The organism is Novosphingobium sp. SG919 (assembly GCF_012932495.1).
Classification (GTDB): domain Bacteria; phylum Pseudomonadota; class Alphaproteobacteria; order Sphingomonadales; family Sphingomonadaceae; genus Novosphingobium; species Novosphingobium rhizosphaerae.
In genome coordinates this window covers 176,790-200,238 of record NZ_JABCNG010000006.1, presented here as the reverse complement: position 1 = coordinate 200,238, position 23,449 = coordinate 176,790, and the positions used below count along the sequence as shown (strand labels likewise).

Genomic DNA, 23,449 nt, shown 5'->3' with positions numbered 1-23,449 from the left:
CACGCTTTCCGGGCGGTTTGCGGCCAGGGGGGCGATTTGTGTAACCACTTGGCCACAGCATTGGAAATCCTTGCGAGTTCGGACGTTTCGAATCTGGAAATCGCCGTGGTGAGAGAGTAGATGGGAGAAGTTGTCATGCCGATGTCATGTTCGTGCCCTTTGGCCGCAAGACGGATCGCATGATCAGGTACCGTGATTCGCAACGAATAACGACAGGAAGCAGGCAGGACATGAGCGGCAGGGGCAGCAAAACAGCGAACGCGCACGGCATGCGCCGTTCCGCGCTGCCGCGCGCCTTGCGGGCTCCGCTGCTGGCTGCCATGTGCGTTGCCGCCGGTCTGTTCATAGCCCCCACCGTGAGTAGCGCGGTCACCGGCTCGTTCAAGCCGCTGGCCCAGGTGAGCCTGGCGGCGCGCGGTGGCATCGGTTCGTTCACGCCGGCTTCGGCCGATCCCAAGCTGGCCGCGGCGATCACGGTGCGCGGGCTGAGCAACAGCCATCTGTTCCGCTTCACCCCGGCCGGTTCCGATTCGCGTTCCGACCGTGCCATCACCGTGGCGGTTCGGGTGAATACCGACGTGGCGCAGGCCATTTCGGTGCGCGGCGTTCTGGGCAACATCGGTGGCGCGGCCGGCAACGGCACGCCGCTGCGCATCGTGCCCAATGCCTTCAACCTGGGCATGGCGCGCGGCTATCAAAGCTTTGCCGTCACCAGCGGCCTTGGCCCGTCCAATGGTTTCGACCGCGACATGCAGCGGATCGACATGCCCGATCTCAGCCACTTTGCTGCTGCTTCGCCGTCGGCGAGCGCGGCTTCGGCTTCCACCAGCCGCATTGCCCCGCGCATTGCGCTGGACGAGAAGGAGCGTGCGGGCCGTGCGCCGCGCACGCTGGAAAGCCAGGGCGACTACCAGGTGGACTTCGGCGGCAGCTACCGCCTGACGCGCAATCTCGATGTTACCGCCGGCATCCGCTATTCGTCGGATCGCGATCGTCTTCGTCCGCTCACCGATGGGCGCCAGGACAGCCAGGCGGTCTATCTCGGAACCCAGTTCCGCTTCTGATTTTCCACTCCATTTCGGTGGAACAACAGGCTCGCTTCGGCGGGCCTTTTTGTTGCACGATGCGGGCCCACGCAGGCCCTTGGTGGCTCTGCCGTGTTTGCAGAAAAATGGCCCCGTCCTGCCCGCGCGCATGCTGCGCCGGCGGTTGGCAATGCATGGGCAATGCACGGGCAAGGTTTATCAATATCCGTCGAAGAAATTTATCGGTTCGGTGCTGCCGCGACTTGTCGCGGGCATGTCATCACCCTAGCCTAGCGCTCTCCAAGCTGGTGAGTACGGGAGTACCAGGAATGACGCGAGTGGCTATCGTAACGGGCGGGACCCGGGGTATCGGCGAGGCGATCTGCCTTGCCTTGCAAGAGCAGGGGTGCACCGTCGTTGCGAACTATGCGGGCAACGAGGAAAAGGCCAAGGCCTTTACGGAGCGAACCGGAATCAAGGCCTACCGCTGGGACGTGGGCGATTTCGAAGCGACCCAGGAGGGCTGCGCGCGCGTGGCCGCCGAGGTCGGCGCGGTCGACATCGTGGTCAACAATGCTGGCATCACCCGTGACGGCGTGCTGCACAAGATGAGCTTTGACGACTGGAACGAAGTCATGCGCATCAACCTGGGCGGTTGCTTCAACATGGCCAAGGCCACGTTCCCCGGCATGCGCGAGCGCGGCTGGGGCCGCATCGTCAACATCGGATCGATCAACGGCCAGGCCGGGCAATATGGCCAGGTCAACTATGCGGCGGCCAAATCGGGCATCCACGGCTTTACCAAGGCCCTTGCCCAGGAAGGCGCAAAGTACGGCGTGACGGTCAACGCCATCGCGCCGGGCTATATCGACACCGACATGGTGGCGGCCGTGCCGCCGGCGGTGCTGGAAAAGATCGTGGCGCGCATTCCTACCGGGCGCCTGGGCCAGGCGAGCGAAATCGCGCGCGGCGTGGCGTTCCTCACGTCCGAAGAGGGCGGCTTCGTCACCGGGTCGACCATGTCGATCAACGGCGGGCAGCACATGTACTAAGTGGCATGAAGGGCGGCGCGGTTGCCGCCCTTTATACCCGAGATGACCAGTCCCTATCATCCCCCGGTCAAGCGCTCGGTCGAAATCGCCGGGCACAAGACGTCGATCAGCCTCGAACCGCTGTTCTGGGACTGGCTGCGCGCGGCGGCCAAAGCCGAAGGGCTGCCGCTCAACGCGCTGGTGGCCCGCATCGATGCCGAACGCATCGCCAGCCCCACGCCACCGGGCCTGGCCAGCGCCGTGCGCCTCTGGCTGGCCAGCCGGGCCTTGCCCGATCCGCCTGACGCGCAGGACTGATCAACCCGCCAGACCAGGAGCCGGCGCGACGCGCAGCCCGATGGCGGGCGCAATCAATCGATCCGCGCGCCGCCTTTCCACAGGGCGAGCACGCGCCCTTCCACCGGGCGACGGTCGAACGGAGTGTTGCCGGCGCTGGCGGCCATCTTGTCGGAATTGACGATCCATGGCCGGGTGGGATGGATGACCGCGATATCCGCCTCTGCCCCCACGGCCAGGCGGCCGGCGTTGACGCCCAGCAGGGCCGCCGGATTGGCTGCGAGCAGGGCAAAGGCGCGGGCCAGGTCGATCACCTCGTCGCGCACCAGGGTCAGGGTCAGGGCAAGCAGCGTCTCGGCGCCGGCCATGCCCGGTTCGGCATCGGCAAAGGGCAAGCGCTTGTCTTCTGGGCCGCGCGGATCGTGGCCCGAGGCGATCACGTCGATCGTGCCATCGGCGATCGCGGCGATCACCGCCTTGCGATCGGCATCGGCGCGCAAGGGCGGTGAAAAGCGGCAGAACGTGCGGAAATCGACCAGTTCGAGGTCCGACAGCATGAAGTGCGCCGGGGTGACGCCGGCCGTTACCGGCACGCCGCGCAGCTTGGCCGCGCGCACCAGGTCGAGCGCCTTGGCCGTGGTAACCTGGCGGATGTGCAGGCGCGCGCCCGTCATTTCGGCAAGGGCAATGTCGCGTGCCACGGCGAGGCTTTCCGCCTCGGCCGGGGCAGAGGGCAGGCCCAGCCGCGTCGCCACTTCGCCAGCCGTGGCCACGGCCTGGCCCGTGATGCCCGCGTCCTCGGCATGGCTGACGACGACAAGGTCGAGCATCGCGCAATAGGAGAGCAGGCGCAGCATGACGCCCGAATCGGCAATCCAGCGCCGCCCGGTGCTGACCGCGCGGGCGCCGGCATCGCGCATCAGGGCCAGTTCAGCCAGTTCGGTGCCTTCCAGCGCGCGGGTGGCCGCCGCCAAGGGGTGCACCCAGAAATCGGGCTTGCCCGATTGCGCGGCAAAACGGACGCGGGCGGGATGATCCAGCGGCGGGCCCTGGTCGGGCATCAGCGCGGCGCGGGTGATCCCGCCGAAGTGGAAAGCCGGCTTGTCTATGGCAAACACACCAAGGTCCACCAGGCCGGGCGCAACCAGCGCGCCGCGTGCGTCGAACACCGCGTCGCCGTCCTGCGGCGCGGCTTGCGCGCCAATCGCCACGATGCGGCCGCCCTGGCAGCGCAGATCGGCCTCAACCGGCTCGCCCGAAGGCAGGACCAGGCGACCGTTGGTGATGACAAGGGGTTGGGGCGTCATGCGTTTTCTCCGCCAAGGTGGTCCCAGCCGGGAAGCTGGCGGGCACGGCGGGTGAGCACTTCCAGGCAGGCCATGCGAATGGCAACGCCGCTTTCCACCTGCCGGGTGATCAGGCTGCGTTCGACATGGTCGGCCACCTGGCTGTCGATTTCGATGCCTCGGTTCATCGGGCCGGGATGCATGACCAGCGCAGCAGGATCAGCCTTGGCCAGGCGATCGAGCGAGAGGCCATAGAGATGGCGATATTCGCGCGGGGACGGGATGAACTGGCCCTGCATGCGCTCCATCTGCAGGCGCAGCATCATCACCACTTGCGCGCCTTTGAGCGCGGCATCGAAATCGTGGAAGACCTTGACGCCCATCACTTCGATTTCCGCCGGCATCAGCGCGGGTGGGGCGCAGACGCTGACGTCGCAGCCCAGCGCGGTGAGCGACAGGATGTTGGAGCGCGCCACGCGGCTGTGCAGGATGTCGCCGCAGATCGTCACGCGCAGGCCATTGAGATCGCTGCCCTTGGGCAGGCCCAGCGCATGGCGGATGGTCAAGGCATCAAGCAGGGCCTGGGTCGGGTGTTCGTGCTGCCCATCGCCGGCGTTGAGCACCGGGCAATCGACCTTTTCGGCAATCAGCCGCACCGCGCCCGAACTGGCATGGCGGATGACGATGGCATCGGCCCGCATGGCGTTGAGCGTCATCGCCGTGTCGATCAGCGTTTCGCCCTTCTTCACGCTGGAGGTGGCGGCATGCATGTTGACCACGTCGGCGCCCAGCCGCTTGCCGGCGATTTCGAACGACAGCAGCGTGCGCGTGCTGTTCTCGAAAAAGGCATTGATGATGGTCAGGCCCGAAAGCAGGTCGGCGCGCTTTTGCGGCTGGCGATTGAGTTCCACCCACTGCTCTGCCTCGTCCAGCAGATAGAGAATCTCGTGCCGGGCAAGCTGGCCGATTCCGGTCAGATCGCGGTGAGGAAAGGCAAGGCCGCCCGCAGGATAGCTGCGCGCCGGGCTGGCTGACGAGGGGGATTGGCTCGATGGATGCATCGAAGACCACGCCCTAGACTTGCGCGGGCCAACGGGCAAGCCTTTCGACTGGCGCAGCGATAAGCAGGTGGTTAGATATCCCCCATGAAATTTGCCCGCTCGGTCTGGAAAGTCCTCGTCGCGATCAAGGATGGCCTCGTCCTCCTGTTCCTCCTGCTGTTCTTCTGGGTGCTCTATGCTGCGCTCACCATCCGGCCCGTGCCAGGCCAGGTGCATGACGGCGCCTTGACGATCACGCTCAATGGCAGCGTGGTGGAAGAACGCAGCAGCTTGCAGCCGGCGCAGATCCTGCTGTCGGGAGAAGCGCCCGAAAAGGAATTCCAGGCCCGCGACGTGGCCCGCGCAATCGAGGCTGCGGCCGACGATACGCGCATCAAGGCCGTGGTGCTCGATCTGGAGGCGTTTACCGGCGGCCGCCAGGTGCACATCAGCCGCATCGGCGCGGCGATGGACAAGGTGCGTGCCGCGCACAAGCCGGTGCTGGTGCGCGCGCTGCTCTATACCGACGATGCCGTGCAACTGGCCGCCCATTCCAGCGAAGCCTGGGTGGATCCGATCGGCGGCGCGGTGGTGACCGGGCCGGGCGGATCGCAGCTCTATTACAAGGCCTTGATGGATAAGCTGAAGATCAAGGCGCATATCTTCAAGGTTGGCACCTACAAGTCCGCAGTCGAACCCTATGCCCGCAGCGATGCTTCGCCCGAGGCGAAGGAAAACCTGACGGCGATCTATGGCGCGCTGTGGAACGCCTGGAAGGCCGACGTGAAGAAGGCGCGGCCCCGCGCCGATATCGACCTGGTCACCCGCAATCCGGCGCAGTGGCTGGCGCAAAGCGGTGGCGACATGGCCCAGGCCGCGGTCAAGGCGGGCCTGGTCGACAAGGTGGGCGACAAGGTGGCCTTTGGCAAGCGCGTGGGCGATCTGGTCGGGCACGACCTGTCCGCCGGCGATGGCGGCTACAAGGGCACCACCCTGGCGCAATACCTGGCCGACAAGCCCGCGCCCAAGACCGGCAAGGCGATTGCCGTCGTCACCGTGGCTGGCACGATCGTCGACGGCGAGGCGGGGCCGGGCACGGCAGGCGGCACGCGCATTGCCGATCTGATCGACCAGGCGGTGACCAGTGGCAATTATGCTGCGCTGGTGGTGCGGGTCGATTCACCCGGTGGATCGGTCACGGCGGCCGAGCGCATTCGCGCCGCGATCGCGCGCGCCCGCGCCAAGGGCCTGCCGGTGGCGGTTTCGATGGCCAATCTTGCCGCAAGCGGCGGCTATTGGGTCTCTACCCCGGCGCAGCGCGTCTTTGCCGAACCGGCCACGATCACGGGTTCGATCGGGGTCTTTGCCGTGATCCCGAGCTTTGAAGACACCCTCGCCAATTATGGCGTGACGGCCGACGGCGTGCGAACCACGCCGCTTTCGGGCCAGCCCGATATCGTCGGCGGCCTCAGCCCCGAATTCGAAGCGCTCTCGCAGGCCTCGGTTGAAAGCTATTACGCCCGCTTCCTGCGCCTGGTCGCCGATGCCCGGCACAAGAGCCCGCAGGATATCGACAAGATCGCGCAAGGGCGGGTGTGGGATGGCGGCACGGCGCGCCAGCTTGGCCTGGTCGACCAGTTCGGTGAACTCGAAGATGCCGTGGCCTGGGCGGCCAAGGCCGCCAAGGCAGATAGCTGGCACGCCGAATTCCTCGGGGCCAATCCGGGAAGCTGGCAGGGATTGCTGGCCGACCTGATGAATGACGACAGTAGCACCGAATCGCGCGCAGCCGGGGATGTGACGGGAATGCTGGCGCTGCGCCAGCAGGCGCTGGGCTGGCGGGTCCTGTCGGATCTGGCACGCCTCAACAGTGCTGCCGGGGCGCAGGTCTATTGCCTGGAATGTGGCAGCCTCGGACCGGTCGCGGCGCGCCCGGCCCAAGGCCTTGTCGCCCAGGCTTCGTGGCTGGGCGTGGTCGGCAAGCTGTTCTGATCAATCCGGTGCCGGGACCTCGTCGGGGGTGACGGGGTCGATCCGGTCGGGGCTGACCGGCGGGGTTTCCTGCGGTTCTTCGAGCGGCGTTTCGTCGGGCGTGATCGCGGGGGGAACATCGGGCGGCGATTGCGGGTCGATACGATCGGGCGGGGGCGTGCTGGCCATCACGTCAGGCTCCTTGCGGCCGGCCCGTGGCGGGCGGGCTTTTCCTATCAACCGCTGCGCGAGGGGGCTTGTTCCCTCCGTTTTCGCGCCGGGCTTGTGCTTTTGAGCGCGCTGGGATAGGGGCACCGCTCGCTTTTTGCCGGATGCGGGCGTGGCGGAACTGGTAGACGCGCTGGATTTAGGTTCCAGTATCGCAAGATGTGGGGGTTCGAGTCCCTTCGCCCGCACCAGGGATCATCCCCCGCCGGCTGTGCACGGATTTTTCAGGCGCCTTGTCGCGGCGTCAGTCAAGAAAGTTGGATCAGGATGCAGATCGTCGAAACCAGCAACGAGGGCCTGAAGCGCGCCTATGCCGTGACCATCCCGGCGGCAGACATCGCCGCGCGCGTGGAAGGTGAAATCAAGAAGATCGCCCCGCAGGTGCGCATGCCCGGCTTCCGTCCCGGCAAGGTGCCCGCCAACCTGGTCAAGAAGATGCATGGCCCGGCCCTGCACCAGGAAGCGCTGCAGACCACGATTCGCGAAGCCATGGACAAGCTGGTGGCCGACCACCAGCTGCGCCCTGCGATGCAGCCCGACGTGGCCCTGGGCGAAGGCTATGAAGAAGGCAAGGACGCCGAACTGACCGTCAGCCTGGAAGTGCTGCCCAAGGTCGAAGCGCCCGCGCTCGATGGCCTCAAGCTCGACAAGCTGGTCGTGCCCGTGACCGAAGACCAGGTTGACGAAGCGGTGAACCGCATCGCTGCTGGCCAGAAGAAGTTTTCGGACGCCGAAGAAGGCGCGGAAGCCAAGGACGGCGACCAGCTGATCATCGACTTCCTCGGCAAGCTTGACGGCGAACCGTTCGAAGGCGGCGCGGCGGAAGACCAGGCGCTGGAAATCGGCGCCGGCCGCTTCATCCCCGGTTTCGAAGAACAGCTCGTCGGCGCCAAGGCTGGTGACGAAAAGGTCATCACCGTGACGTTCCCGGAAGACTATCCGGCCGCCAACCTGGCGGGCAAGGAAACCACCTTCGACATCAAGGTCAAGGCGGTGAAGAACCCGGGCGAGTTCGTGGCTGACGACGAATTCGCCAAGGCGCTCGGCCTGGAAAGTCTGGAACAGCTGCGCGGCCTGCTCAAAGGCCAGCTCGAACAGGAAACCGCCGGCCTCACCCGCACCCAGATGAAGCGCGCCCTGCTCGACCAGCTGGCCGCCGGCCATGACTTCGCCGTGCCGCCCTCGATGGTGGACGCCGAATTCGAGCAGATCTGGCAGCAGCTGACCCAGGAAGCGCAGAACGAGGAAAACCCCGAGGAAGCGCTCAAGGAAATTGAAGCCGAAAAGGACGATTACCGCAAGATCGCCGAGCGCCGCGTGCGCCTTGGCCTGCTCCTGTCGGAAATCGGCCAGGCCAACGGCGTGGTGGTGACCGCCCAGGAAATGGAAATGCTGATCCGCCAGGCGGCCCAGCAGTACCGCGAACAGGACCGTCAGCGCTTTGTGGACTACGTCCGCTCCGAGCCGCTCGCCGCGGCCCAGCTGCGCGCGCCGCTCTATGAAGACAAGGTTGTCGACTTCCTGTTCGACAAGGCCGAAGTGACCGAGCGCGAAGTGACCCGCGACGAACTCCAGGCCGCGATCGAAGCCGAGGAAGGCGTGACCGCTGCTCCGGCCGAAGCCAAGCCGGCCAAGAAGAAGGCCGCCAAGAAGGCCGACGCCGAAGCCGAAACCGCTGGCGAAACCGAAGAAGCCAAGCCCGCCAAGAAGGCCCCGGCCAAGAAGAAGGCTGCTGCCGAAGCCGAAGCAGAAGCTGAAGTGGCCGAAGGCGAAGCCAAGCCCGCCAAGAAGAAGGCCGCCAAGAAGGCGCCTGCCGAAGGCGAAGAGGCCTGATCCAGCGCCCATAGGGCCTGATCGAGACAATGTGGGGCGCTGCCGGCAACGGTGGCGCCCCTCGTCGTTTACGCGCTATTCCTTAGCTATCATACGGATTGGCGCGTTGATTCTCGGCATGAGAGAATCGGCAGGAACGGAACCCGGAAGGGGGGACCTGCCGATGCATACGGTGCGCAATCGCAAGGGCGCTCGCCCAGGAAATGCCACGCCGGCCAAGCCGCCGGTTCCATCCACCGGCAAGCCCGCGCCGCGGGCCGCCGTCCCTGAAAAGGCGGGTGGCCATACCGGGGGCAAGGCGCTGGTCACCGCAACGGTGCAGGCCCATGTCAAGCCAGCGAGCAAGGGAGGGGCCAAGCCGCCGTTCTTGCTGGGACAGCCGGCCGCGCCGGCGTTTCCCGCCGATCTGATCCTGCCGCCCCATCGGGGCGCCATCATCACCACTGCGGCGTGGCCGGCAGGCATGATCCCCGCGCCTTTGCCGGCCACGCCACCCTTGCGCGCGCCGTTCATCATGCCGCGCGTGCCGGCAACCAATCCGCAAGGCCAACCCGATCGCGAGGCGCCAGGCCGCGATCCCCGCCGCCAGGACCCCCAGCGCAAGACCCCGCACCGCGATCTGCCGCCGCGCCCCGGCACCCGCACCGCCCGCAAGGCGCAACGCCGCGCGATGATCGAGGCGGAACTGGCCCGCCGGGCCGTTGCCGCCGCGCGCGCGGCCGCCCCCGCCGCAGCCGAATCTGCCCCGCCTCCGGGGCGCCAGCGCACCTCGCCGGCGGTGGCGCGGCAAAGGGCAACGGCGCCGGCAAGCGGGATGGCTGCGGCATCTGCGCCCGCCGCGCCGCCGCCCAGCGTGCAGTGGGTGGGTCCCGATGATCGCAGCCCGTTACCGCGGCATCGCGCCCCGGCCATGCCGCGCCAGGGGCTGCTCGATGCGCTGGCGGCCAGCCTCGGCGATGCCGGGCGCCTGCTCGCCAGCCTGCTGCCCGGCCGCAAGCGCAGCCGCGAACTGCGCGAGCGGGTTGCCCGCGCCGAGGCCCGGTTGCGCGCGATGGAAGCGCAACTGGCCGCGCTGGAAGCGCTGCGCGAGCGGGTGAAGGCCTGAAGCAGCGGCCAAAAGCGGCGAGAAACTGCTCCACTATCCACGCATTCCCGCGCATTCGCGGTTAATGCCCTTGAACATCCTTTGCTGGCACGCGACATAGGCCATCGCAACCAGATGAGGATTCCCATGCTCGACGTGTTCGGCAGCCGCTCTGCCCAAGGAAAGTTCCACGCTGATCCGGTGACCGGCGCGCTCGTCCCGGTCGTCGTCGAGCAGACCAGCCGTGGCGAACGCAGCTTCGACATTTTCAGCCGCCTGCTGCGCGAACGCATCGTCTTCGTGACCGGCCAGGTCGAAGACCACATGGCGTCGCTGATCGTGGCCCAGCTCCTGTTCCTCGAGTCGGAAAACCCCTCGAAGGACATTTCGATGTACATCAACTCGCCCGGCGGCGTGGTGACGGCGGGCATGGCGATCCATGACACCATGCAGTATATCCGCCCGCGCGTGTCGACCGTGTGCATCGGCCAGGCCTGCTCGATGGGCAGCTTCCTGCTCGCCGCTGGTGAGCCGGGCATGCGTATCGCGCTGCCTCACGCGCGCATCATGATCCACCAGCCTTCGGGCGGGGCGCAGGGCATGGCTTCGGATATCGAGATCCAGGCCCGCGAAATCCTGCGCATCAAGAAGCGCATGAACGACCTCTACGTGAAGTACACCGGCAAGAGCCTGGAAGAGGTCGAAAAGGCGATGGACCGCGATACCTTCCTCGAAGCCGACGAAGCCCTGGCCTTCGGCCTGGTCGACAAGGTGTTCGAATCGCGTCCCCAATCTGAACAGGTTGGCTTCGAAAGCGGCAGCGGGGGCGCACCTTCGGCCTGATTTTGCCTTCTGTCCCGGCTCCTTAAGCCTTGCGAAAGGAGCCGCGTGGCAGGAATCATCACCTCGTTTCGTGTCCGGTTGATTAATACCCTTGCGGTAGTAGGATGGCCGGGCCCGCCCCTCGTGGAGGGGCGCCTGGGATTGAAGAATGACAAAGCTTTCCGGATCGGACTCTAAAAGCACGCTCTACTGCAGCTTCTGCGGCAAATCGCAGCATGAGGTGCGCAAGCTCATTGCGGGGCCCACGGTCTTCATCTGCGATGAGTGTGTCGAGCTGTGCAACGACATCATCCGGGAAGAGACCAAGCAGGGCATCGCCGGCAAGAAGGACGGCGGGGTGCCTGCCCCGCGCGACATCTTCGAGACGCTCAACGATTATGTGATCGGCCAGGACCGTGCCAAGCGCGTGCTCTCGGTGGCGGTGCACAATCACTACAAGCGCCTCAAGCACAGCGGCAAGGGCGGCGACATCGAACTGTCGAAGTCCAACATCCTGCTTGTCGGCCCCACCGGCTCGGGCAAGACGCTGCTGGCGCAGACGCTCGCCAAGACGTTCGACGTGCCCTTCACCATGGCCGACGCCACCACGCTGACCGAAGCCGGTTACGTGGGCGAGGACGTGGAGAACATCATCCTCAAGCTGCTCCAGGCCAGCGACTACAACGTCGAAAAGGCGCAGCATGGCATCGTCTACATCGACGAAATCGACAAGATCAGCCGCAAGGCCGAGAACCCGTCGATCACGCGCGACGTTTCGGGCGAAGGCGTGCAGCAGGCGCTGCTCAAGCTGATGGAAGGCACCACTGCCTCGGTTCCGCCGCAGGGCGGCCGCAAGCACCCGCAGCAGGAATTCCTGCAGGTGGACACGACCAACATCCTGTTCATCTGCGGCGGCGCCTTTGCCGGCCTGGAAAAGATCATCGCCGATCGCCTGCAGAAGCGTTCGATCGGGTTCGGCGCGCATGTGGCCGATCCTGACAAGCGCCGCGTGGGCGAACTGCTCCAGAAGGCAGAGCCGGAAGACCTGCAGAAGTTCGGCCTGATCCCCGAATTCATCGGCCGTCTGCCGGTGATCGCCACGCTCAACGATCTTGACGTGCCGGCCCTGGTGCAGATCCTGCGCGAACCCAAGAACGCGCTGGTCAAGCAATATGCCAAGCTGTTCGAGCTGGAAGACGTCACGCTGACCTTCACCGACGACGCGCTGGAAGCGATCGCCAAGAAGGCCATCGAACGCAAGACCGGCGCGCGTGGCCTGCGCTCGATCGTCGAAGGCCTGCTGCTCGACACCATGTTCGACCTCCCCACGCTCGATGGCGTGACCGAAGTGGTGGTGGACAAGGACGTGGTCGATGGCCGCAAGGAACCGGTTCAGGTCCACAAGGGCAAGGAACAAGCCGCCTGAGGCTTTCCAACCCGACGACATGAAAAACCCCCGCTGGTAACAGCGGGGGTTTTTGTTTGGGCCGGCGCGCGATGGGGAAGGGGGCGTTGCCCCCTTCTGCCGCTCAGCCTTCGATGCCCAGCTCGGTCAGCAGGAACGCGAATTCCTCGGCCGCTTCCTTCAGGCTTTCAAAGCGGCCCGACTTGCCGCCGTGGCCCGCGCCCATGTTGGTCTTGAAGATCAACGGATTGGTGTCGGTCTTCCGTTCGCGCAGGCGCGCCACCCACTTGGCCGGCTCCCAATAGGTTACGCGTGGGTCATTGAGGCCGGCGGTAACCATCAGCGGCGGGTAGGGCTGGGCCTTGACCTGATCATAAGGCGAATAGGAGCGGATCAGGTGGAAGGCGGCTTCGTCTTCCAGCGGGTTGCCCCATTCGGGCCATTCGCCCGGCGTGAGCGGCAGGCTCTCGTCGAGCATGGTGGCCAGCACGTCGACGAACGGCACATCGGCCACCACGGCGCCGAACAGTTCGGGTGCTTGGTTGATCACCGCGCCCATCAGTTCGCCCCCGGCCGAGCCGCCCGAAGCGGAAATCTTGCCCGCCGTGGTGAAACCGTGGCCGATCAGCCCGCGCGCCACATCCACGAAGTCGTTGAACGTGTTGGTGCGTGCCTCCAGCTTGCCGGCCTTGTACCAGCCGCGCCCGAGATCGTCCCCGCCGCGGATATGGGCAATGGCATAGGCCATGCCGCGATCGAGCAGAGAAAGCCGCGTGGTGGAAAAGCCCGGCCCGATGGCAATGCCATAGGCGCCATAGCCATAGAGATGGAGCGGGCCACCGGCCGCGCGATCCTTGCGCCACACCACCGAGACCGGCACCAGCGTGCCATCGCGGGCCGGAATGTCGAGCCGCGCGGTTTCATAGAGGCTGGCGTCATAGCCCGAGGGGATTTCCTGGACTTTCAGCCGCGTGAGCGTGCGGGTGGGCACATCATAGTCATAGACCGACGAAGGGCTGACCATCGATTCGTAGCCGACCCGCAGAGTCTGCGTCGCCCATTCGGGATTGTCGCCCAGGCTCGCTTCATAGCTCGCCTCGGGAAAGGCGATCGGCTCGATCCGCGCCGGATCGTCGTAATAGCGTACCTCGATGCGATCGAGCCCGCGCACGCGGCCTTCGACCACATAGAAATCGCGGAACAGCTCGAAGCCGGTGAGGTAGAATTCGTCGCTGCCGGCAATCAGCGTGGTCCACTGCGCGGGATCGGCGAGCGGCGCAGTGACCAGGCGGAAATTCTCGTGGGTGTCGTTGGCGTGGATGAACAGCGTGTCGTCGCGCACGTCCACATCGTATTCCACGCCCTTTTCGCGCGGTCGCACCAGGATCGGTGCGGCCAGCGGATCATCGGCCGGAACGAGGCGCACTTCGCTGGTTTCATGGTCGCCGGTGGAAAGCAGCAGCCATTTCTCGTTGGCCGAAAGCGCCGCGCCGGCGCGGAAGCCTTCGTCGTCCTCGTGATAGAGTTCAACGTCGGCATCCAGCGGCTGGCCCAGCCAGTGCAGCCGCACGTTGTCCGTCCGCCAGTTCTCGTTGGCCAGGCTATAGACCAGGCCAGTGTCGCCCTTCACCCAGATCAGGCCGGAATTGGTGCCGGGGATTTCGTCGGGCAGCACTTCGCCGCTGGCGATCACCTTGATCCGCGCGGTAAAGCGTTCCGAGCCGTTGTCGTCCACCGACCAGGCGAGCAGGCGCCCGTCGTTCGACACCGAAATCGCCCCCAGGCGGAAATAGTCGTGGCCCTGCGCCAGCGCCACTTCATCGAGAATCAGCTCGTCCGCACTGCCATCGGCGGCGGCATCGACCGGGCGGCGCCACCACTTCTTGTATTCGGCGCCTTCCTCGTATTCGATCCAGTAGAGCCAGTCCCCGTCCTTTTGCGGCACGGACTTGTCCGCTTCCTTGATGCGCCCGCGCATTTCGGCAAACAGCGTGTCGATCAGCGGCTGGCGCGGCGCCATATGTGCCTGGAACCAGGCGTTTTCCGCTTCCAGGTGGGCGAGGATTTCCGGGTCCTTGACCTCGGGATAGCCGGGATCGCGCAGCCAGGCGTAATCATCGGTGACAGTCACGCCGTGGTGGGTGAAGCTCTGGGGCTTTTTCGCGGCGACGGGGGGCTTGGCGGCAGTGTTCATCACCGCCATCTATGGTGCCTGTGCCCGGCCTGCAAGGCGCGCCTCTGGCGTCCACCGCCCCGGTTGGTTACAACGTGAACCAGTTACCTGCCATCACCGCTCAAGGACGTTCTGCCATGTTGATGCAAACCCACGAAGCCCGCCTGGAAGCGCTGCGCGCCGAACTGGGGCGCCGGGGGCTGGATGGCTTTGTCATCCCGATCTCCGACGAGCACATGAGCGAATATGTCGGTGGCTATGCGCAGCGGCTGGCCTGGCTGACCGGCTTTGGCGGATCGGCCGGCACGGCGGTGGTGCTCAAGGACGCTGTGAACGGGCCTGGGGCCGCGATCTTCGTCGACGGGCGCTATACCATCCAGGTGCGCGAGCAGGTCGATGGGCGGCTCTATGAATACCAGTCCGTGCCGCAGACCAGCCCAGCCGCTTGGCTGGGGCAGAATGCGCCCGCGGGCGCCAGGATCGGCTATGATGCCTGGCTGCATGCCAAGCCCTGGGCCGATGGCGTGGCCAAGGCGCTGGCCGCCAAGGGCGCCACGCTGGTGGCGGTGGAGAGCAATCCCATCGACGCCGTGTGGGAAGACCAGCCGGCGCCTTCGCCCGCCCTGGCAGTGCCGCATGCCGACCAATATGCCGGACAAAGCGTGGCGGAAAAGCGGGCTGTCCTGGCACAATGGCTGGCGGACCAAGGCGCCGATGCGGCGGTGGTAACCGCGCTCGATGGGGTGGCCTGGCTGCTCAACATGCGCGGCGCCGATGTCGATCGCACGCCGGTGGCGCTCTCGTTCGTGGTGGCCCACGCCGATGGCACGGTCGACCTGTTCATAGCCCCGGACAAGGTCAATGCCGATCTGGTCGCGCACCTGGGAAATGCCGTGCGCGTGCAGGATCGCGCCGCGTTCGTGCCCGCGCTTCAGGCATTGGCCGGCAAGACCGTGGCGGTCGATCCCGAACGCGCGGTGGCGGCCGTGTTCCACGCGCTCGAAGGGGCAGGCGCGCGCGTGCTGACGCTGACCGATCCCACCGTGCTGCCCAAGGCGTGCAAGAACCCGGTGGAGCAGGCTGGCCACCGCGCCGCCCAGGCCCGCGACGGCGCCGCCGTCAGCCGGTTCCTCCACTGGCTGTCGCAGGCCGCGCCCCAGGGGGGCGAGACCGAGCTTTCCGCCGCCGCGCGCCTGTTGGCCGAGCGCGAGAAGACTGGCCTGCTCAAGGACCTGTCGTTCGACACCATTTCCGGCGCCGGGCCGAACGCGGCGATCCCGCATTACCATGTCGATGAGCAGTCCAACCGCGCCATCGCACCCGGCAGCGTCTATCTGGTCGATTCGGGTGGGCAATACCTGGATGGCACCACCGACATCACCCGCACGGTGTGGATCGGCCCGGGCGAGGCGCCGGCCGAAGTGAAGGATCGCTTCACCCGCGTGCTCAAGGGCCATATCGCCATCGACCAGGCGGTGTTTCCGCTGGGCACGCCGGGCGGCGCGCTCGACAGCTTTGCGCGCCAGTTCCTGTGGGCGGCCGGCCTGGATTATGCCCACGGCACCGGCCATGGCGTGGGCAGCTTCCTGGCGGTGCACGAAGGGCCGCAGCGCATTGCCAAGGCCACCGGCGCGCAGGCCGGCACCGGGCAGGGGCTGCTGCCGGGCATGATCCTGTCCAACGAGCCGGGCTATTACAAGGCCGGCGAGTACGGCATCCGCATCGAGAATCTCGTGCTGGTGGAAACGCGCGACATCGCCGGGGCCGAAGGCGCGTTCTGCGGGTTCGAAACGCTGACGTTCGTACCGATCGACCGGGCGCTGGTCGATGTGGCGCTGTTGACGCCGGCCGAACGCGCCTGGTGGAACGATTACCACGCCCGCACCCACGCCTTGCTGGCGCCGCTGCTCGATGGGGCAGACCTGGCATGGCTGGATGGGGCCTGCGCCGCGATCTGAGTTTGATGGGCGCATCGTTCATGGTACGTTCTCTTTGTCGCGATTCGCGGCAGGGAGAACGACGATGATCGGTTATGTGACTCTGGGCACCAACGACCTGGCGCGCGCCGCGCCGTTCTATGATGCGCTGTCGGCCGAACTGGGCACGGGGCGCATGTACGAATGGCCGGGGGCGATCGCCTGGGGGACGGCAGGCGGCGCGGCTGGCGTGGCGCTGATGACGCCGTTCGATGGCCAGCCTGCCACCGTGGGCAATGGCGTGATGGTCGCGTTCGAGGCCAAGGACCCCGGGCAGGTCGATCGGTTGCATGCCTTGGCCTTGGCCAATGGTGGCGTGTGCGAAGGCGCACCCGGGCCACGCGGCGAAGGCGGTTTCTATGCCGCCTATTTCCGCGATCCCGATGGCAACAAGCTCAACGCCTTCGTGATGGGCACGGAATAAGCGCGGCATACGAAGCGTTCGGGCGCAGGCCGGGCCGATCCCGGCCTGTCGCGAATGTATCGGCCATGTTTCAGCCGAATTGCACCCAAGCCTGGGAAATGCGGCCGGCAACCCCGCATCACCGGCCGGATATCGCCGCTTTTATAATTTTAAAGATTTGATTTATATATAAAATGATGCAGCTGTTCCGCTGCCTGGGGCGCCAGCAACACCATGCGACAATTGGCGACAAAATACCCCCTGCGCCGACATAATCGCGCGACATCCGCCGACTATATATTGGGACATGGAAGCTGCGGTGCCCGCCACCTCAGTCCCCACGGCCGGAAGGGGTGTCCCTCCCCCCTTAGTCCCTAGCCTCTTTCGGCAAGGCGGCGCCGCAGCTTCCTCATCCCCCTTACGCCTGCCGTCGCGCCCTCGATGGCGAACGGCCTGAATTCTTCGGGAGCTTGCCGAAATGAAGAAACTCGTGCTCGGTCTGTCTACGGCGGTTGTCGCCGTGGCGGGTGCCGGTGTGCTTTGCGCCGCTGCCCCGGCCGGCCCTGGTGCCGATCCGGCCCGCTTTGCCGGCGGTCCCAATGGCGATGGCACGATCACCTGGGCTGATGCCAAGGCCCAGGCAGACGCCCTGTGGCAGCGGATGGACGTGAACAAGGATGGCAAGATCGACCAGGCAGATCGCGATGCGCGCCTGATCGAGCGGTTCGATGCCATCGATGCCAACCATGATGGCGTGATCAGCCGCGACGAATTCCTCGCCCACCATCGCGCCATGAAGCCGGGCCACGGCCCGCATCCGGGGCCTGATGGCGCCATGCCGCCCCCGCCGCCGCCCGGCAGCGACGGGCCGGGCTCGCGCGATGGCCGCCCTGGCATGCCGCCGCGGCCCGCAGGAATGGGCTTGCTGGGGCCGGTTTTGCACGATGCGTTGCGCGACAAGGATGGCGCCGTCACCCGCGCTGCGTATGATGCGGCGGTCAAGTCTCAATTCGACAAGGCCGACACCAACCATGATGGCAAGCTTACCCGCGATGAAATCCGCGCCGCGTTCGGCCGCAACGGCGGACCGCACGGGCCCCACAAGGGCGGCCCGCGCGGCCGCGATGGCGAACGCATGGATGGCCCGCCGCCCCCTCCGGGTGACGGCGACGACATGCCGCCGCCCCCGCCACCGGCTGGCAACTGACCATCGGGCCATTCGGGCATGAGTGAAGCAGCGGCAACCAGCATCCTGCTGGTCGATGACGAAGCGGCCTTGCGCGAAGTGCTGGCGGACTATCTGGTCCGCCAGGGCTTTGCCGTGACCCAGGCCGGCAATGCGGTGGAAGCGCGCGCGCGCATCGCAGCCGATACGTTCGACCTCGTTCTGCTCGACATCATGATGCCGGGCGAAGATGGCCTGTCGCTGTGCCGCCATCTGGCGGAAAGCCGCGCGCTGCCGGTGATCTTCATCACTGCCAAGGGCGAATCCACCGATCGCATCGTCGGCCTGGAAATTGGCGGCGACGATTACGTGGTCAAGCCGTTCGACCCGCGCGAACTGGTGGCGCGCATCCGGTCGGTCCTGCGGCGCAGCGCGCGCGTGGCGACCGAGGCGCCCGAAGCCCTAGTCTATGAATTCGAAGGCTGGACGCTCGATCCGCTCAAACGCCGGCTGACCGACCGCGAGGGCGCGGTCGTGGCGATTTCCTCGGCCGAGTTCCGCCTGCTCATGGCCTTTCTCGATCATCCGCGCCAGGTACTCGATCGCGATCGCCTGCTCGATATGGTCCAGGGCCGCGAAGCGCACTTGTTCGATCGCGCGGTGGACAACCAGATCAGCCGCCTGCGTCGCAAGATCGAGGAAGACAGCCGCAATCCGCAACTGATCCAGACGGTCTGGGGGGGTGGCTACATGCTTGCGGCCGAAGTGCGCAAGGTGGCGGGCCGCGATTGATGTGGCGCTTTCCCGCCTGGACGCTTTCGCGCACCCCACGCAGCCTGCAAGGGCAGATGCTGCTGGCCATCGCCCTGGCGCTGCTGGTGGCGCAGGGGCTTTCGGCCGGGCTGATCTGGCGCGAGCAGAACGAGCGGCGCGTGCAGTTGACGGTCAACGAGGCGGCTTTCCGCCTGATCGGCCAGCCCCCGCGCGACAGCCATGGCCCGGACGGCCGGCCGCATGGGCCGCCACCGCCCGATGACATCTGGCGCCTGCCGCGCCCCCTGCGCGTGCGGGTGGATGCGCAGTCTCCCGCACAGGCTGGGGACCGGCAGCGCGACGACGTGGCCGGTGCGCTGCACGACGTGCTCGACACCCAGGGGCTTGTCCATCGCCAGGTGCTGGTGGTGGAGCGCGATCCCCGCACCGATGCCATCGTCGGGCCGTGGTTCGGCAATGTCAGCAAGCGGCTGGAAAGCTATGGCGACCATCACCCCGATGCGCGCCTGATCATCGCCTCGATCCAGCGGCCCGACGGCACGTGGTTGACCGCGCGCATCCTGGCCCCGGCCAACGAACGCCAGGTGATCCTGTCGTTGCTGATGCAGACGGTGCTGCTCTATCTCGTGCTGGTAGGGGCGGTCGCGCTGATCCTGCGGCGCATCGCCCGTCCCCTGAAGGCCTTGACCGGCCGGGTAGAAGCCTTTGCCCGCGAACGCAGTGCCGATGGCCAGCTGGAACCCGAGGGACCGGATGACATCCGCCGCCTGATCGTGGCGCACAACGCCATGGAAGGGCGCATCATTGCCCTGCTCGATGAAAAGGACGTGATGCTGGGCGCGATCGGCCACGATCTCAAGACCCCGCTCGCCGCGCTGCGCGTGCGGATCGAGGCGGTGGAGGATGATACCGAACGGGCGCGCATGGCCGCCACGATCGAGGACATCAATCGTTCGCTCGACGACATTCTCTCGCTCGCTCGCGTCGGGCGCCCGTCCGACCCGCTTGAAACCACCGAGCTTTCCGCGCTCGTCGCCGATGTGATGGGCGAATACGAGGACATGGGCGAGGACGTGACGCTGGAAGACACCGTGCGCATCGTCTTGCCGCTGCGCGCCACCTGGCTGCGCCGTGCGATGCGCAACCTGGTGTCCAACGCCCTGCGCTATGGCCAGCGCGCGCGCGTCTCGCTGGCGCGCGAAGGGGCCGAGGCGGTGCTGCGCATCGAGGATGATGGCCCTGGTATTCCCGAAGGCGATATCCTGCGCATGATGGAGCCGTTCACCCGGCTGGAAGCCTCGCGCAACACGGCCACGGGCGGCACCGGCCTGGGCCTGACCCTGGCGCGCGCGATTGCCGACCAGCACGGCGGCTCGCTGGTTCTTGCCAATCGCTGGGAGGCTGGCCGCATCACCGGCCTTACCGCGACGCTGTGCCTGCCGCTGGCGGCCTGAGCCTTTGCCCGCTGGACCCCGCCGCGCCACGGCGCTATCCCGGCGGCCATGAACGATAGCAGCGGTAGCGGGCCGGCAAACGGGCCCGGCTGGTGGCAGGTGGCGCGCGCTGGGACATGCCCGGCTTGCGGCACGCCAGGCATGGTCTGGGCCGGCCGCGTGTGGGAGCCCCCCAAGCTCGCCGATCATTGCCGCACCTGCGGCGAGGCCCTGGCCGTGCACGAGGCCAGCGGCCGCGCGCTCTATCCGGTGGTCATTCCGCTTTTGGCGCTGCTGGTTTTTTCCGCACTGCGCGTGGACGATATCTGGCGCTTGCCGCTGTGGGTCTATCCCGTGGTGTGGGGGCCGGCCAGCGCCTTGCTGGTGGGCCTTGCCGTGCGTGCCACGCGGGCGGCCGTGCTGGCGGCGCGCGTGGCCCCGCGCGGGCAGCGCTGATGCCCCACCGGCCCGCGCCGTTCCGGCTTCCCGTACTACCCACGATCGTCGTGCTGCTGGCGGTTGCCACGATGATCGGCCTGGGTTTCTGGCAATTGCAGCGCAAGGCGCAGAAGGAACACCTGCTGGCTCGCTATGCCGCCGCGCTCGTGAATCCCGCGCAGGTGGCGTTTCCGGTGTCAGGGGATGGCAGCGCGGTGCTCTATCGCCGGGCCAGGTTCGATTGCCGGGTGCAGCCGGGCTTGTGGGATTCGGTGGCCGGCCGCAACGCGGGCGGGGACAGCGGCTATGTCCATATCGCGCATTGTGAAACGGCCGATGGCACGCCGGCGCTGGTCCAGCTTGGCTGGTCGCGCGATCCGCACCCGCCGGAATGGGGCGGCGGCCGCGTGACGGGCCGAATCGCGCCGTTCCACAAGATCACCCGCCTGATCGCCGATCCGCCGCTGGCCGGGCTCGATGCCAACGCCCAGCCCGACCCGTCTGACATTCCCAACAACCACCTGGCCTATGCTGTGCAATGGTTCCTGTTCGCCGCCGTGGCCCTGGTGATCTATCCGCTCGCCCTGCGCCGGCGCGCGAAAGACGGACCGGTGAAAGCTTCGCGAGTGGTTGTCACATCCGCCCCGGAAGGCTAGGCGCCCCACCAACACTGGCGGCGGGCACGCAGCGCGCGGCACACGGGGATTGGCGATGAAGTATGTCAGCACGCGGGGGCAGGCCGCCTCGCTCGATTTCGAAGGCGTCACGCTGGCGGGCCTTGCGTCCGACGGTGGCCTCTACGTTCCCGAAGCCTGGCCGCAGTTCAGCCACGAAGAAATCGCCGCCATGGCCGGGTTGCCCTATGCCGAGCTGGCCGCGCGGATCATGGCGCCTTTCGTGGGTGACAGCCTTTCGCCCGAGCGGCTGCGTGAATTGACGGCCACCGCCTATGGCCGCTTTGCCCATGCCGGCGTCACCCCGCTCAAGCAGCTGGACGAACGCCACTGGGTGCTCGAACTGTTCCATGGCCCCACCCTGGCGTTCAAGGACGTGGCGCTGCAGATGCTGGGCCTGCTGTTCGAGGAATTCCTGGCCCGGCGCGAGGATCACCTGACCATCGTGGGCGCCACCTCGGGCGATACCGGCTCTGCCGCGATCGATGCCGTGGCCGGCCGCGCCAAGGTGGATATCTTCATGCTCCATCCCGAAGGCCGCGTGTCCGACGTGCAGCGCCGCCAGATGACCACGGTGATCGCGCCCAACGTCTACAACATCGCCATCGACGGCAGTTTCGACGACGCGCAGGCGATGGTGAAGCGCATGTTCAACGATGCCGCGATGACCGGCACGTTCGGCATTGCCGCGGTCAATTCGATCAACTGGGCGCGGCTCATGTCGCAGGTGGTCTATTACTTTGCCGCCGCGCTGCAACTGGGCGCCCCGCACCGCAAGGTGGCGTTTTCGGTGCCCACCGGCAATTTCGGCGACGTGTTCGCCGGCTATGTCGCCGCCCGCATGGGCCTGCCGGTAGAGCGGCTGATCGTGGCCACCAACATCAACGACATTTTGCACCGCGCGCTCTCGGCAGGGGACTATTCGGCCAGCACCGTGACGCCCACGGCCGCGCCGTCGATGGACATCCAGGTCTCTTCCAACTTCGAGCGCCTGCTGTTCGACGCCTGCGGCCGCGATGCCGGCGTGCTCGCCGCGCAGATGCAACAGTTCGATGCGACCAAGGCGCTGCAACTCACCAATGCCCAGCGCGAGGCGATCGGTTCGCTGTTTTCCAGCGCGCGTTGCGATCCGGCGCAAATGGCCCAGACGATGCGCTGGGCTTATGAAGCGGCCGGCGAAGTGCTCGATCCGCACACCGCGATCGGCCTGCATGCCGCGCGCGTGGCCGACGATCTGCCCGCCGACGTACCCGTGGTGACGCTGGCCACGGCCCATCCGGCCAAGTTCGTCGATGCGGTGGAACGCGCCACCGGTGTGCGCCCGCCGTTGCCCGCGCGGGTGGGCGACCTGTTCGACCGCGAGGAGCGTTGCGACCACCTGCCCGGCACTTATGAGGCGGTTTCCGCCTATGTCGCTGCGCGCGCGACGCCCAAGACGGGGCTCAAGACCGGCCAGAAGAACGGCTGATGGCGGCTCTCACGCTCCAGCCGCAACTGATGGTGGGATCGCCCTGGGGGGATTTCGCCCTCATCGATTCGGGCCATGGGCGCAAGCTGGAGCGCTATGGCCCACATCGCTTCATTCGTCCGGAGCCGCAGGCCATGTGGGCGCCCGCGCTGGCCGACTGGCAGGCCGATGGCGAATTCGTGCCCGGTTCCGACGAGGACGGCGGCGGCCGCTGGCTATTCGATCGGCCTGTCCCGCGCGAAGGCTGGCCGCTGGCGTGGAATGACGTGCGCTTCACCGCCTCGTGCACGCCGTTTCGCCATCTCGGTTTTTTTCCCGACATGGCCCCGGTGTGGGACTGGATGGGCTCGCAGCTTGATGGCCGCGATGATGCCGCCACGCTCAACCTGTTCGGCTATACGGGCGTGGGCACCCTGGCGCTGTCGCGCTTCGGCCCGGTGACCCATGTCGACGCATCCAAGAAATCGGTGGCGCAGGCACGGGCCAACGCGGCGCTTTCGGGCATGGACGCGCGGCCCGTACGCTGGATCGTCGATGATGCGGCCAAGTTCACTGCGCGTGAAGTGCGTCGCGGCAGGCGCTACGACGGGATCATTCTCGATCCCCCCAAGTTCGGGCGCGGCCCGGAAGGGGAAGTGTGGCGGCTGGAAGAAAGCCTGCCCGGCCTGATCGCCGATTGCGCCAAGCTGCTGGATGAAAACAGCCGCTTCCTGTTCCTCACGGTCTATGCCGTGCGCATGTCGAGCCTGGCGATCGGCGGCCTGCTCGCCGAGGCGCTGGCGCACCTGCCCGGCACGATCGAGCATGGTGACCTGGGCATTGCCGAAGAGGGGGCCGAGGAAGGGCCGGGCGGGCGCGTGCTGCCCACGGCGATCTTCGCGCGCTGGCGGAATACCCCATAAGCGCGGCTGATGCTGGACATT

General features: G+C 66.7%; 21 protein-coding genes and 1 tRNA gene. 18 read left to right on the top strand and 4 right to left on the bottom strand.

Annotation, left to right across the window (positions count from 1 at the left end):
• Nucleotides 1-269 precede the first annotated feature (269 nt).
• The 3 genes from FHT19_RS21070 (at nucleotide 270) to FHT19_RS21060 (ending at nucleotide 2,374) form a co-directional block, all read left to right on the top strand.
• On the top strand, nucleotides 270-1,064 hold the full coding sequence (locus FHT19_RS21070; RefSeq protein WP_248290587.1) for a hypothetical protein: 795 nt from the start codon (nucleotides 270-272) through the stop codon (nucleotides 1,062-1,064).
• A 290-nt stretch (nucleotides 1,065-1,354) separates the two neighbouring features.
• Complete coding sequence (gene phbB / locus FHT19_RS21065; protein ID WP_169476690.1) at nucleotides 1,355-2,077, top strand: acetoacetyl-CoA reductase; 723 nt, start codon at nucleotides 1,355-1,357, stop codon at nucleotides 2,075-2,077.
• Between the two features lie 42 nt (nucleotides 2,078-2,119).
• Nucleotides 2,120-2,374, top strand: a complete 255-nt coding sequence (locus tag FHT19_RS21060) for a ribbon-helix-helix domain-containing protein (protein WP_211185025.1) — start codon at nucleotides 2,120-2,122, stop codon at nucleotides 2,372-2,374.
• Between the two features lie 53 nt (nucleotides 2,375-2,427).
• On the opposite strand, the gene FHT19_RS21055 is transcribed toward FHT19_RS21060, so the two are convergent.
• Together FHT19_RS21055 and FHT19_RS21050 are read right to left on the bottom strand one after the other, a co-directional pair.
• A complete protein-coding gene (locus tag FHT19_RS21055; RefSeq protein ID WP_169476688.1) occupies nucleotides 2,428-3,660 on the bottom strand; it encodes an amidohydrolase family protein in 1,233 nt (410 codons plus the stop codon).
• Nucleotides 3,657-4,700 (bottom strand): aspartate carbamoyltransferase catalytic subunit, encoded by a 1,044-nt coding sequence (locus FHT19_RS21050; protein WP_169476686.1) that lies wholly within the window; start codon nucleotides 4,698-4,700, stop codon nucleotides 3,657-3,659. Before FHT19_RS21050 ends, FHT19_RS21055 begins: the two co-directional genes overlap by 4 nt.
• 84 nt (nucleotides 4,701-4,784) lie before the next feature.
• On the opposite strand from FHT19_RS21050, the gene sppA reads away from it, so the two are divergent.
• On the top strand, nucleotides 4,785-6,671 hold the full coding sequence (gene sppA, locus FHT19_RS21045; RefSeq protein ID WP_169476685.1) for a signal peptide peptidase SppA: 1,887 nt from the start codon (nucleotides 4,785-4,787) through the stop codon (nucleotides 6,669-6,671).
• Here the strand turns inward: sppA and FHT19_RS21040 are convergent, their stop codons facing one another.
• Nucleotides 6,672-6,839, bottom strand: coding sequence for a hypothetical protein (locus tag FHT19_RS21040; RefSeq protein WP_168556378.1), 168 nt, complete (start codon nucleotides 6,837-6,839; stop codon nucleotides 6,672-6,674). It lies immediately after the preceding gene.
• Nucleotides 6,840-6,984: 145 nt separating this feature from the next.
• Here FHT19_RS21040 and FHT19_RS21035 point away from each other — a divergent pair.
• From FHT19_RS21035 to clpX, 5 genes are all read left to right on the top strand, one after another.
• Nucleotides 6,985-7,069, top strand: a tRNA-Leu gene (locus tag FHT19_RS21035).
• Nucleotides 7,070-7,145: 76 nt separating this feature from the next.
• Complete coding sequence (gene tig, locus FHT19_RS21030) at nucleotides 7,146-8,711, top strand: trigger factor (protein ID WP_169476683.1); 1,566 nt, start codon at nucleotides 7,146-7,148, stop codon at nucleotides 8,709-8,711.
• A gap of 163 nt (nucleotides 8,712-8,874) precedes the next feature.
• Nucleotides 8,875-9,816 carry a hypothetical protein gene (locus tag FHT19_RS21025; RefSeq protein WP_169476681.1) on the top strand — a complete coding sequence of 314 codons (942 nt, stop codon included), beginning with the start codon at nucleotides 8,875-8,877 and terminating at the stop codon, nucleotides 9,814-9,816.
• 126 nt (nucleotides 9,817-9,942) lie between these two features.
• Complete coding sequence (clpP, locus tag FHT19_RS21020; RefSeq protein ID WP_168556381.1) at nucleotides 9,943-10,638, top strand: ATP-dependent Clp endopeptidase proteolytic subunit ClpP; 696 nt, start codon at nucleotides 9,943-9,945, stop codon at nucleotides 10,636-10,638.
• A gap of 148 nt (nucleotides 10,639-10,786) precedes the next feature.
• On the top strand, nucleotides 10,787-12,043 hold the full coding sequence (clpX, locus tag FHT19_RS21015; RefSeq protein WP_168556382.1) for an ATP-dependent Clp protease ATP-binding subunit ClpX: 1,257 nt from the start codon (nucleotides 10,787-10,789) through the stop codon (nucleotides 12,041-12,043).
• 103 nt (nucleotides 12,044-12,146) lie between these two features.
• Here clpX and FHT19_RS21010 read toward each other — a convergent pair whose 3' ends face one another.
• The gene (locus tag FHT19_RS21010) at nucleotides 12,147-14,216 is read right to left on the bottom strand and encodes a S9 family peptidase (protein WP_169476680.1); all 2,070 of its coding nucleotides are present in this window, start codon (nucleotides 14,214-14,216) and stop codon (nucleotides 12,147-12,149) included.
• Nucleotides 14,217-14,338: 122 nt separating this feature from the next.
• On the opposite strand from FHT19_RS21010, the gene FHT19_RS21005 reads away from it, so the two are divergent.
• The 9 genes from FHT19_RS21005 (at nucleotide 14,339) to FHT19_RS20965 (ending at nucleotide 23,428) form a co-directional block, all read left to right on the top strand.
• On the top strand, nucleotides 14,339-16,153 hold the full coding sequence (locus FHT19_RS21005) for an aminopeptidase P family protein (protein ID WP_169476849.1): 1,815 nt from the start codon (nucleotides 14,339-14,341) through the stop codon (nucleotides 16,151-16,153).
• A gap of 64 nt (nucleotides 16,154-16,217) precedes the next feature.
• Nucleotides 16,218-16,595, top strand: a complete 378-nt coding sequence (locus tag FHT19_RS21000) for a VOC family protein (protein ID WP_169476678.1) — start codon at nucleotides 16,218-16,220, stop codon at nucleotides 16,593-16,595.
• 457 nt (nucleotides 16,596-17,052) lie between these two features.
• On the top strand, nucleotides 17,053-17,781 hold the full coding sequence (locus FHT19_RS20995) for an EF-hand domain-containing protein (protein ID WP_169476677.1): 729 nt from the start codon (nucleotides 17,053-17,055) through the stop codon (nucleotides 17,779-17,781).
• Nucleotides 17,782-17,799: 18 nt separating this feature from the next.
• Nucleotides 17,800-18,531 carry a response regulator gene (locus FHT19_RS20990; protein WP_168556386.1) on the top strand — a complete coding sequence of 244 codons (732 nt, stop codon included), beginning with the start codon at nucleotides 17,800-17,802 and terminating at the stop codon, nucleotides 18,529-18,531.
• Nucleotides 18,531-19,967 (top strand): ATP-binding protein, encoded by a 1,437-nt coding sequence (locus FHT19_RS20985; RefSeq protein WP_248290586.1) that lies wholly within the window; start codon nucleotides 18,531-18,533, stop codon nucleotides 19,965-19,967. The genes FHT19_RS20990 and FHT19_RS20985 overlap by 1 nt, the downstream gene beginning before the upstream one ends.
• 48 nt (nucleotides 19,968-20,015) lie before the next feature.
• Nucleotides 20,016-20,402 carry a DUF983 domain-containing protein gene (locus FHT19_RS20980; protein ID WP_169476675.1) on the top strand — a complete coding sequence of 129 codons (387 nt, stop codon included), beginning with the start codon at nucleotides 20,016-20,018 and terminating at the stop codon, nucleotides 20,400-20,402.
• Nucleotides 20,402-21,040, top strand: coding sequence for an SURF1 family protein (locus FHT19_RS20975; protein WP_169476673.1), 639 nt, complete (start codon nucleotides 20,402-20,404; stop codon nucleotides 21,038-21,040). The genes FHT19_RS20980 and FHT19_RS20975 overlap by 1 nt, the downstream gene beginning before the upstream one ends.
• Before the next feature lie 55 nt (nucleotides 21,041-21,095).
• A complete protein-coding gene (thrC, locus tag FHT19_RS20970; protein WP_169476672.1) occupies nucleotides 21,096-22,526 on the top strand; it encodes a threonine synthase in 1,431 nt (476 codons plus the stop codon).
• Entirely contained in the window at nucleotides 22,526-23,428 is a 903-nt protein-coding gene (locus tag FHT19_RS20965) for a class I SAM-dependent methyltransferase (RefSeq protein WP_169476670.1), read from the top strand. The genes thrC and FHT19_RS20965 overlap by 1 nt, the downstream gene beginning before the upstream one ends.
• Nucleotides 23,429-23,449: the final 21 nt, after the last annotated feature.

Bases quoted from the DNA above. Each gene is read 5' to 3' on its own strand.
- FHT19_RS21000 (WP_169476678.1), top strand. From the start codon at position 16,218: ATGATCGGTTATGTGACTCTGGGCACCAACGACCTGGCGCGCGCCGCG.
- tig (WP_169476683.1), top strand. From the start codon at position 7,146: ATGCAGATCGTCGAAACCAGCAACGAGGGCCTGAAGCGCGCCTATGCC.
- FHT19_RS20985 (WP_248290586.1), top strand. From the start codon at position 18,531: ATGTGGCGCTTTCCCGCCTGGACGCTTTCGCGCACCCCACGCAGCCTG.
- FHT19_RS21060 (WP_211185025.1), top strand. From the start codon at position 2,120: ATGACCAGTCCCTATCATCCCCCGGTCAAGCGCTCGGTCGAAATCGCC.
- phbB (WP_169476690.1), top strand. From the start codon at position 1,355: ATGACGCGAGTGGCTATCGTAACGGGCGGGACCCGGGGTATCGGCGAG.
- sppA (WP_169476685.1), top strand. From the start codon at position 4,785: ATGAAATTTGCCCGCTCGGTCTGGAAAGTCCTCGTCGCGATCAAGGAT.
- FHT19_RS20980 (WP_169476675.1), top strand. From the start codon at position 20,016: ATGAACGATAGCAGCGGTAGCGGGCCGGCAAACGGGCCCGGCTGGTGG.
- clpX (WP_168556382.1), top strand. From the start codon at position 10,787: ATGACAAAGCTTTCCGGATCGGACTCTAAAAGCACGCTCTACTGCAGC.
- clpP (WP_168556381.1), top strand. From the start codon at position 9,943: ATGCTCGACGTGTTCGGCAGCCGCTCTGCCCAAGGAAAGTTCCACGCT.
- FHT19_RS21070 (WP_248290587.1), top strand. From the start codon at position 270: ATGCGCCGTTCCGCGCTGCCGCGCGCCTTGCGGGCTCCGCTGCTGGCT.
- FHT19_RS20995 (WP_169476677.1), top strand. From the start codon at position 17,053: ATGAAGAAACTCGTGCTCGGTCTGTCTACGGCGGTTGTCGCCGTGGCG.
- FHT19_RS21005 (WP_169476849.1), top strand. From the start codon at position 14,339: ATGCAAACCCACGAAGCCCGCCTGGAAGCGCTGCGCGCCGAACTGGGG.
- FHT19_RS20965 (WP_169476670.1), top strand. From the start codon at position 22,526: ATGGCGGCTCTCACGCTCCAGCCGCAACTGATGGTGGGATCGCCCTGG.
- FHT19_RS21055 (WP_169476688.1), bottom strand. From the start codon at position 3,660: ATGACGCCCCAACCCCTTGTCATCACCAACGGTCGCCTGGTCCTGCCT.
- FHT19_RS21010 (WP_169476680.1), bottom strand. From the start codon at position 14,216: ATGAACACTGCCGCCAAGCCCCCCGTCGCCGCGAAAAAGCCCCAGAGC.
- FHT19_RS20975 (WP_169476673.1), top strand. From the start codon at position 20,402: ATGCCCCACCGGCCCGCGCCGTTCCGGCTTCCCGTACTACCCACGATC.
- thrC (WP_169476672.1), top strand. From the start codon at position 21,096: ATGAAGTATGTCAGCACGCGGGGGCAGGCCGCCTCGCTCGATTTCGAA.
- FHT19_RS21050 (WP_169476686.1), bottom strand. From the start codon at position 4,700: ATGCATCCATCGAGCCAATCCCCCTCGTCAGCCAGCCCGGCGCGCAGC.
- FHT19_RS21025 (WP_169476681.1), top strand. From the start codon at position 8,875: ATGCATACGGTGCGCAATCGCAAGGGCGCTCGCCCAGGAAATGCCACG.
- FHT19_RS20990 (WP_168556386.1), top strand. From the start codon at position 17,800: ATGAGTGAAGCAGCGGCAACCAGCATCCTGCTGGTCGATGACGAAGCG.
- FHT19_RS21040 (WP_168556378.1), bottom strand. From the start codon at position 6,839: ATGGCCAGCACGCCCCCGCCCGATCGTATCGACCCGCAATCGCCGCCC.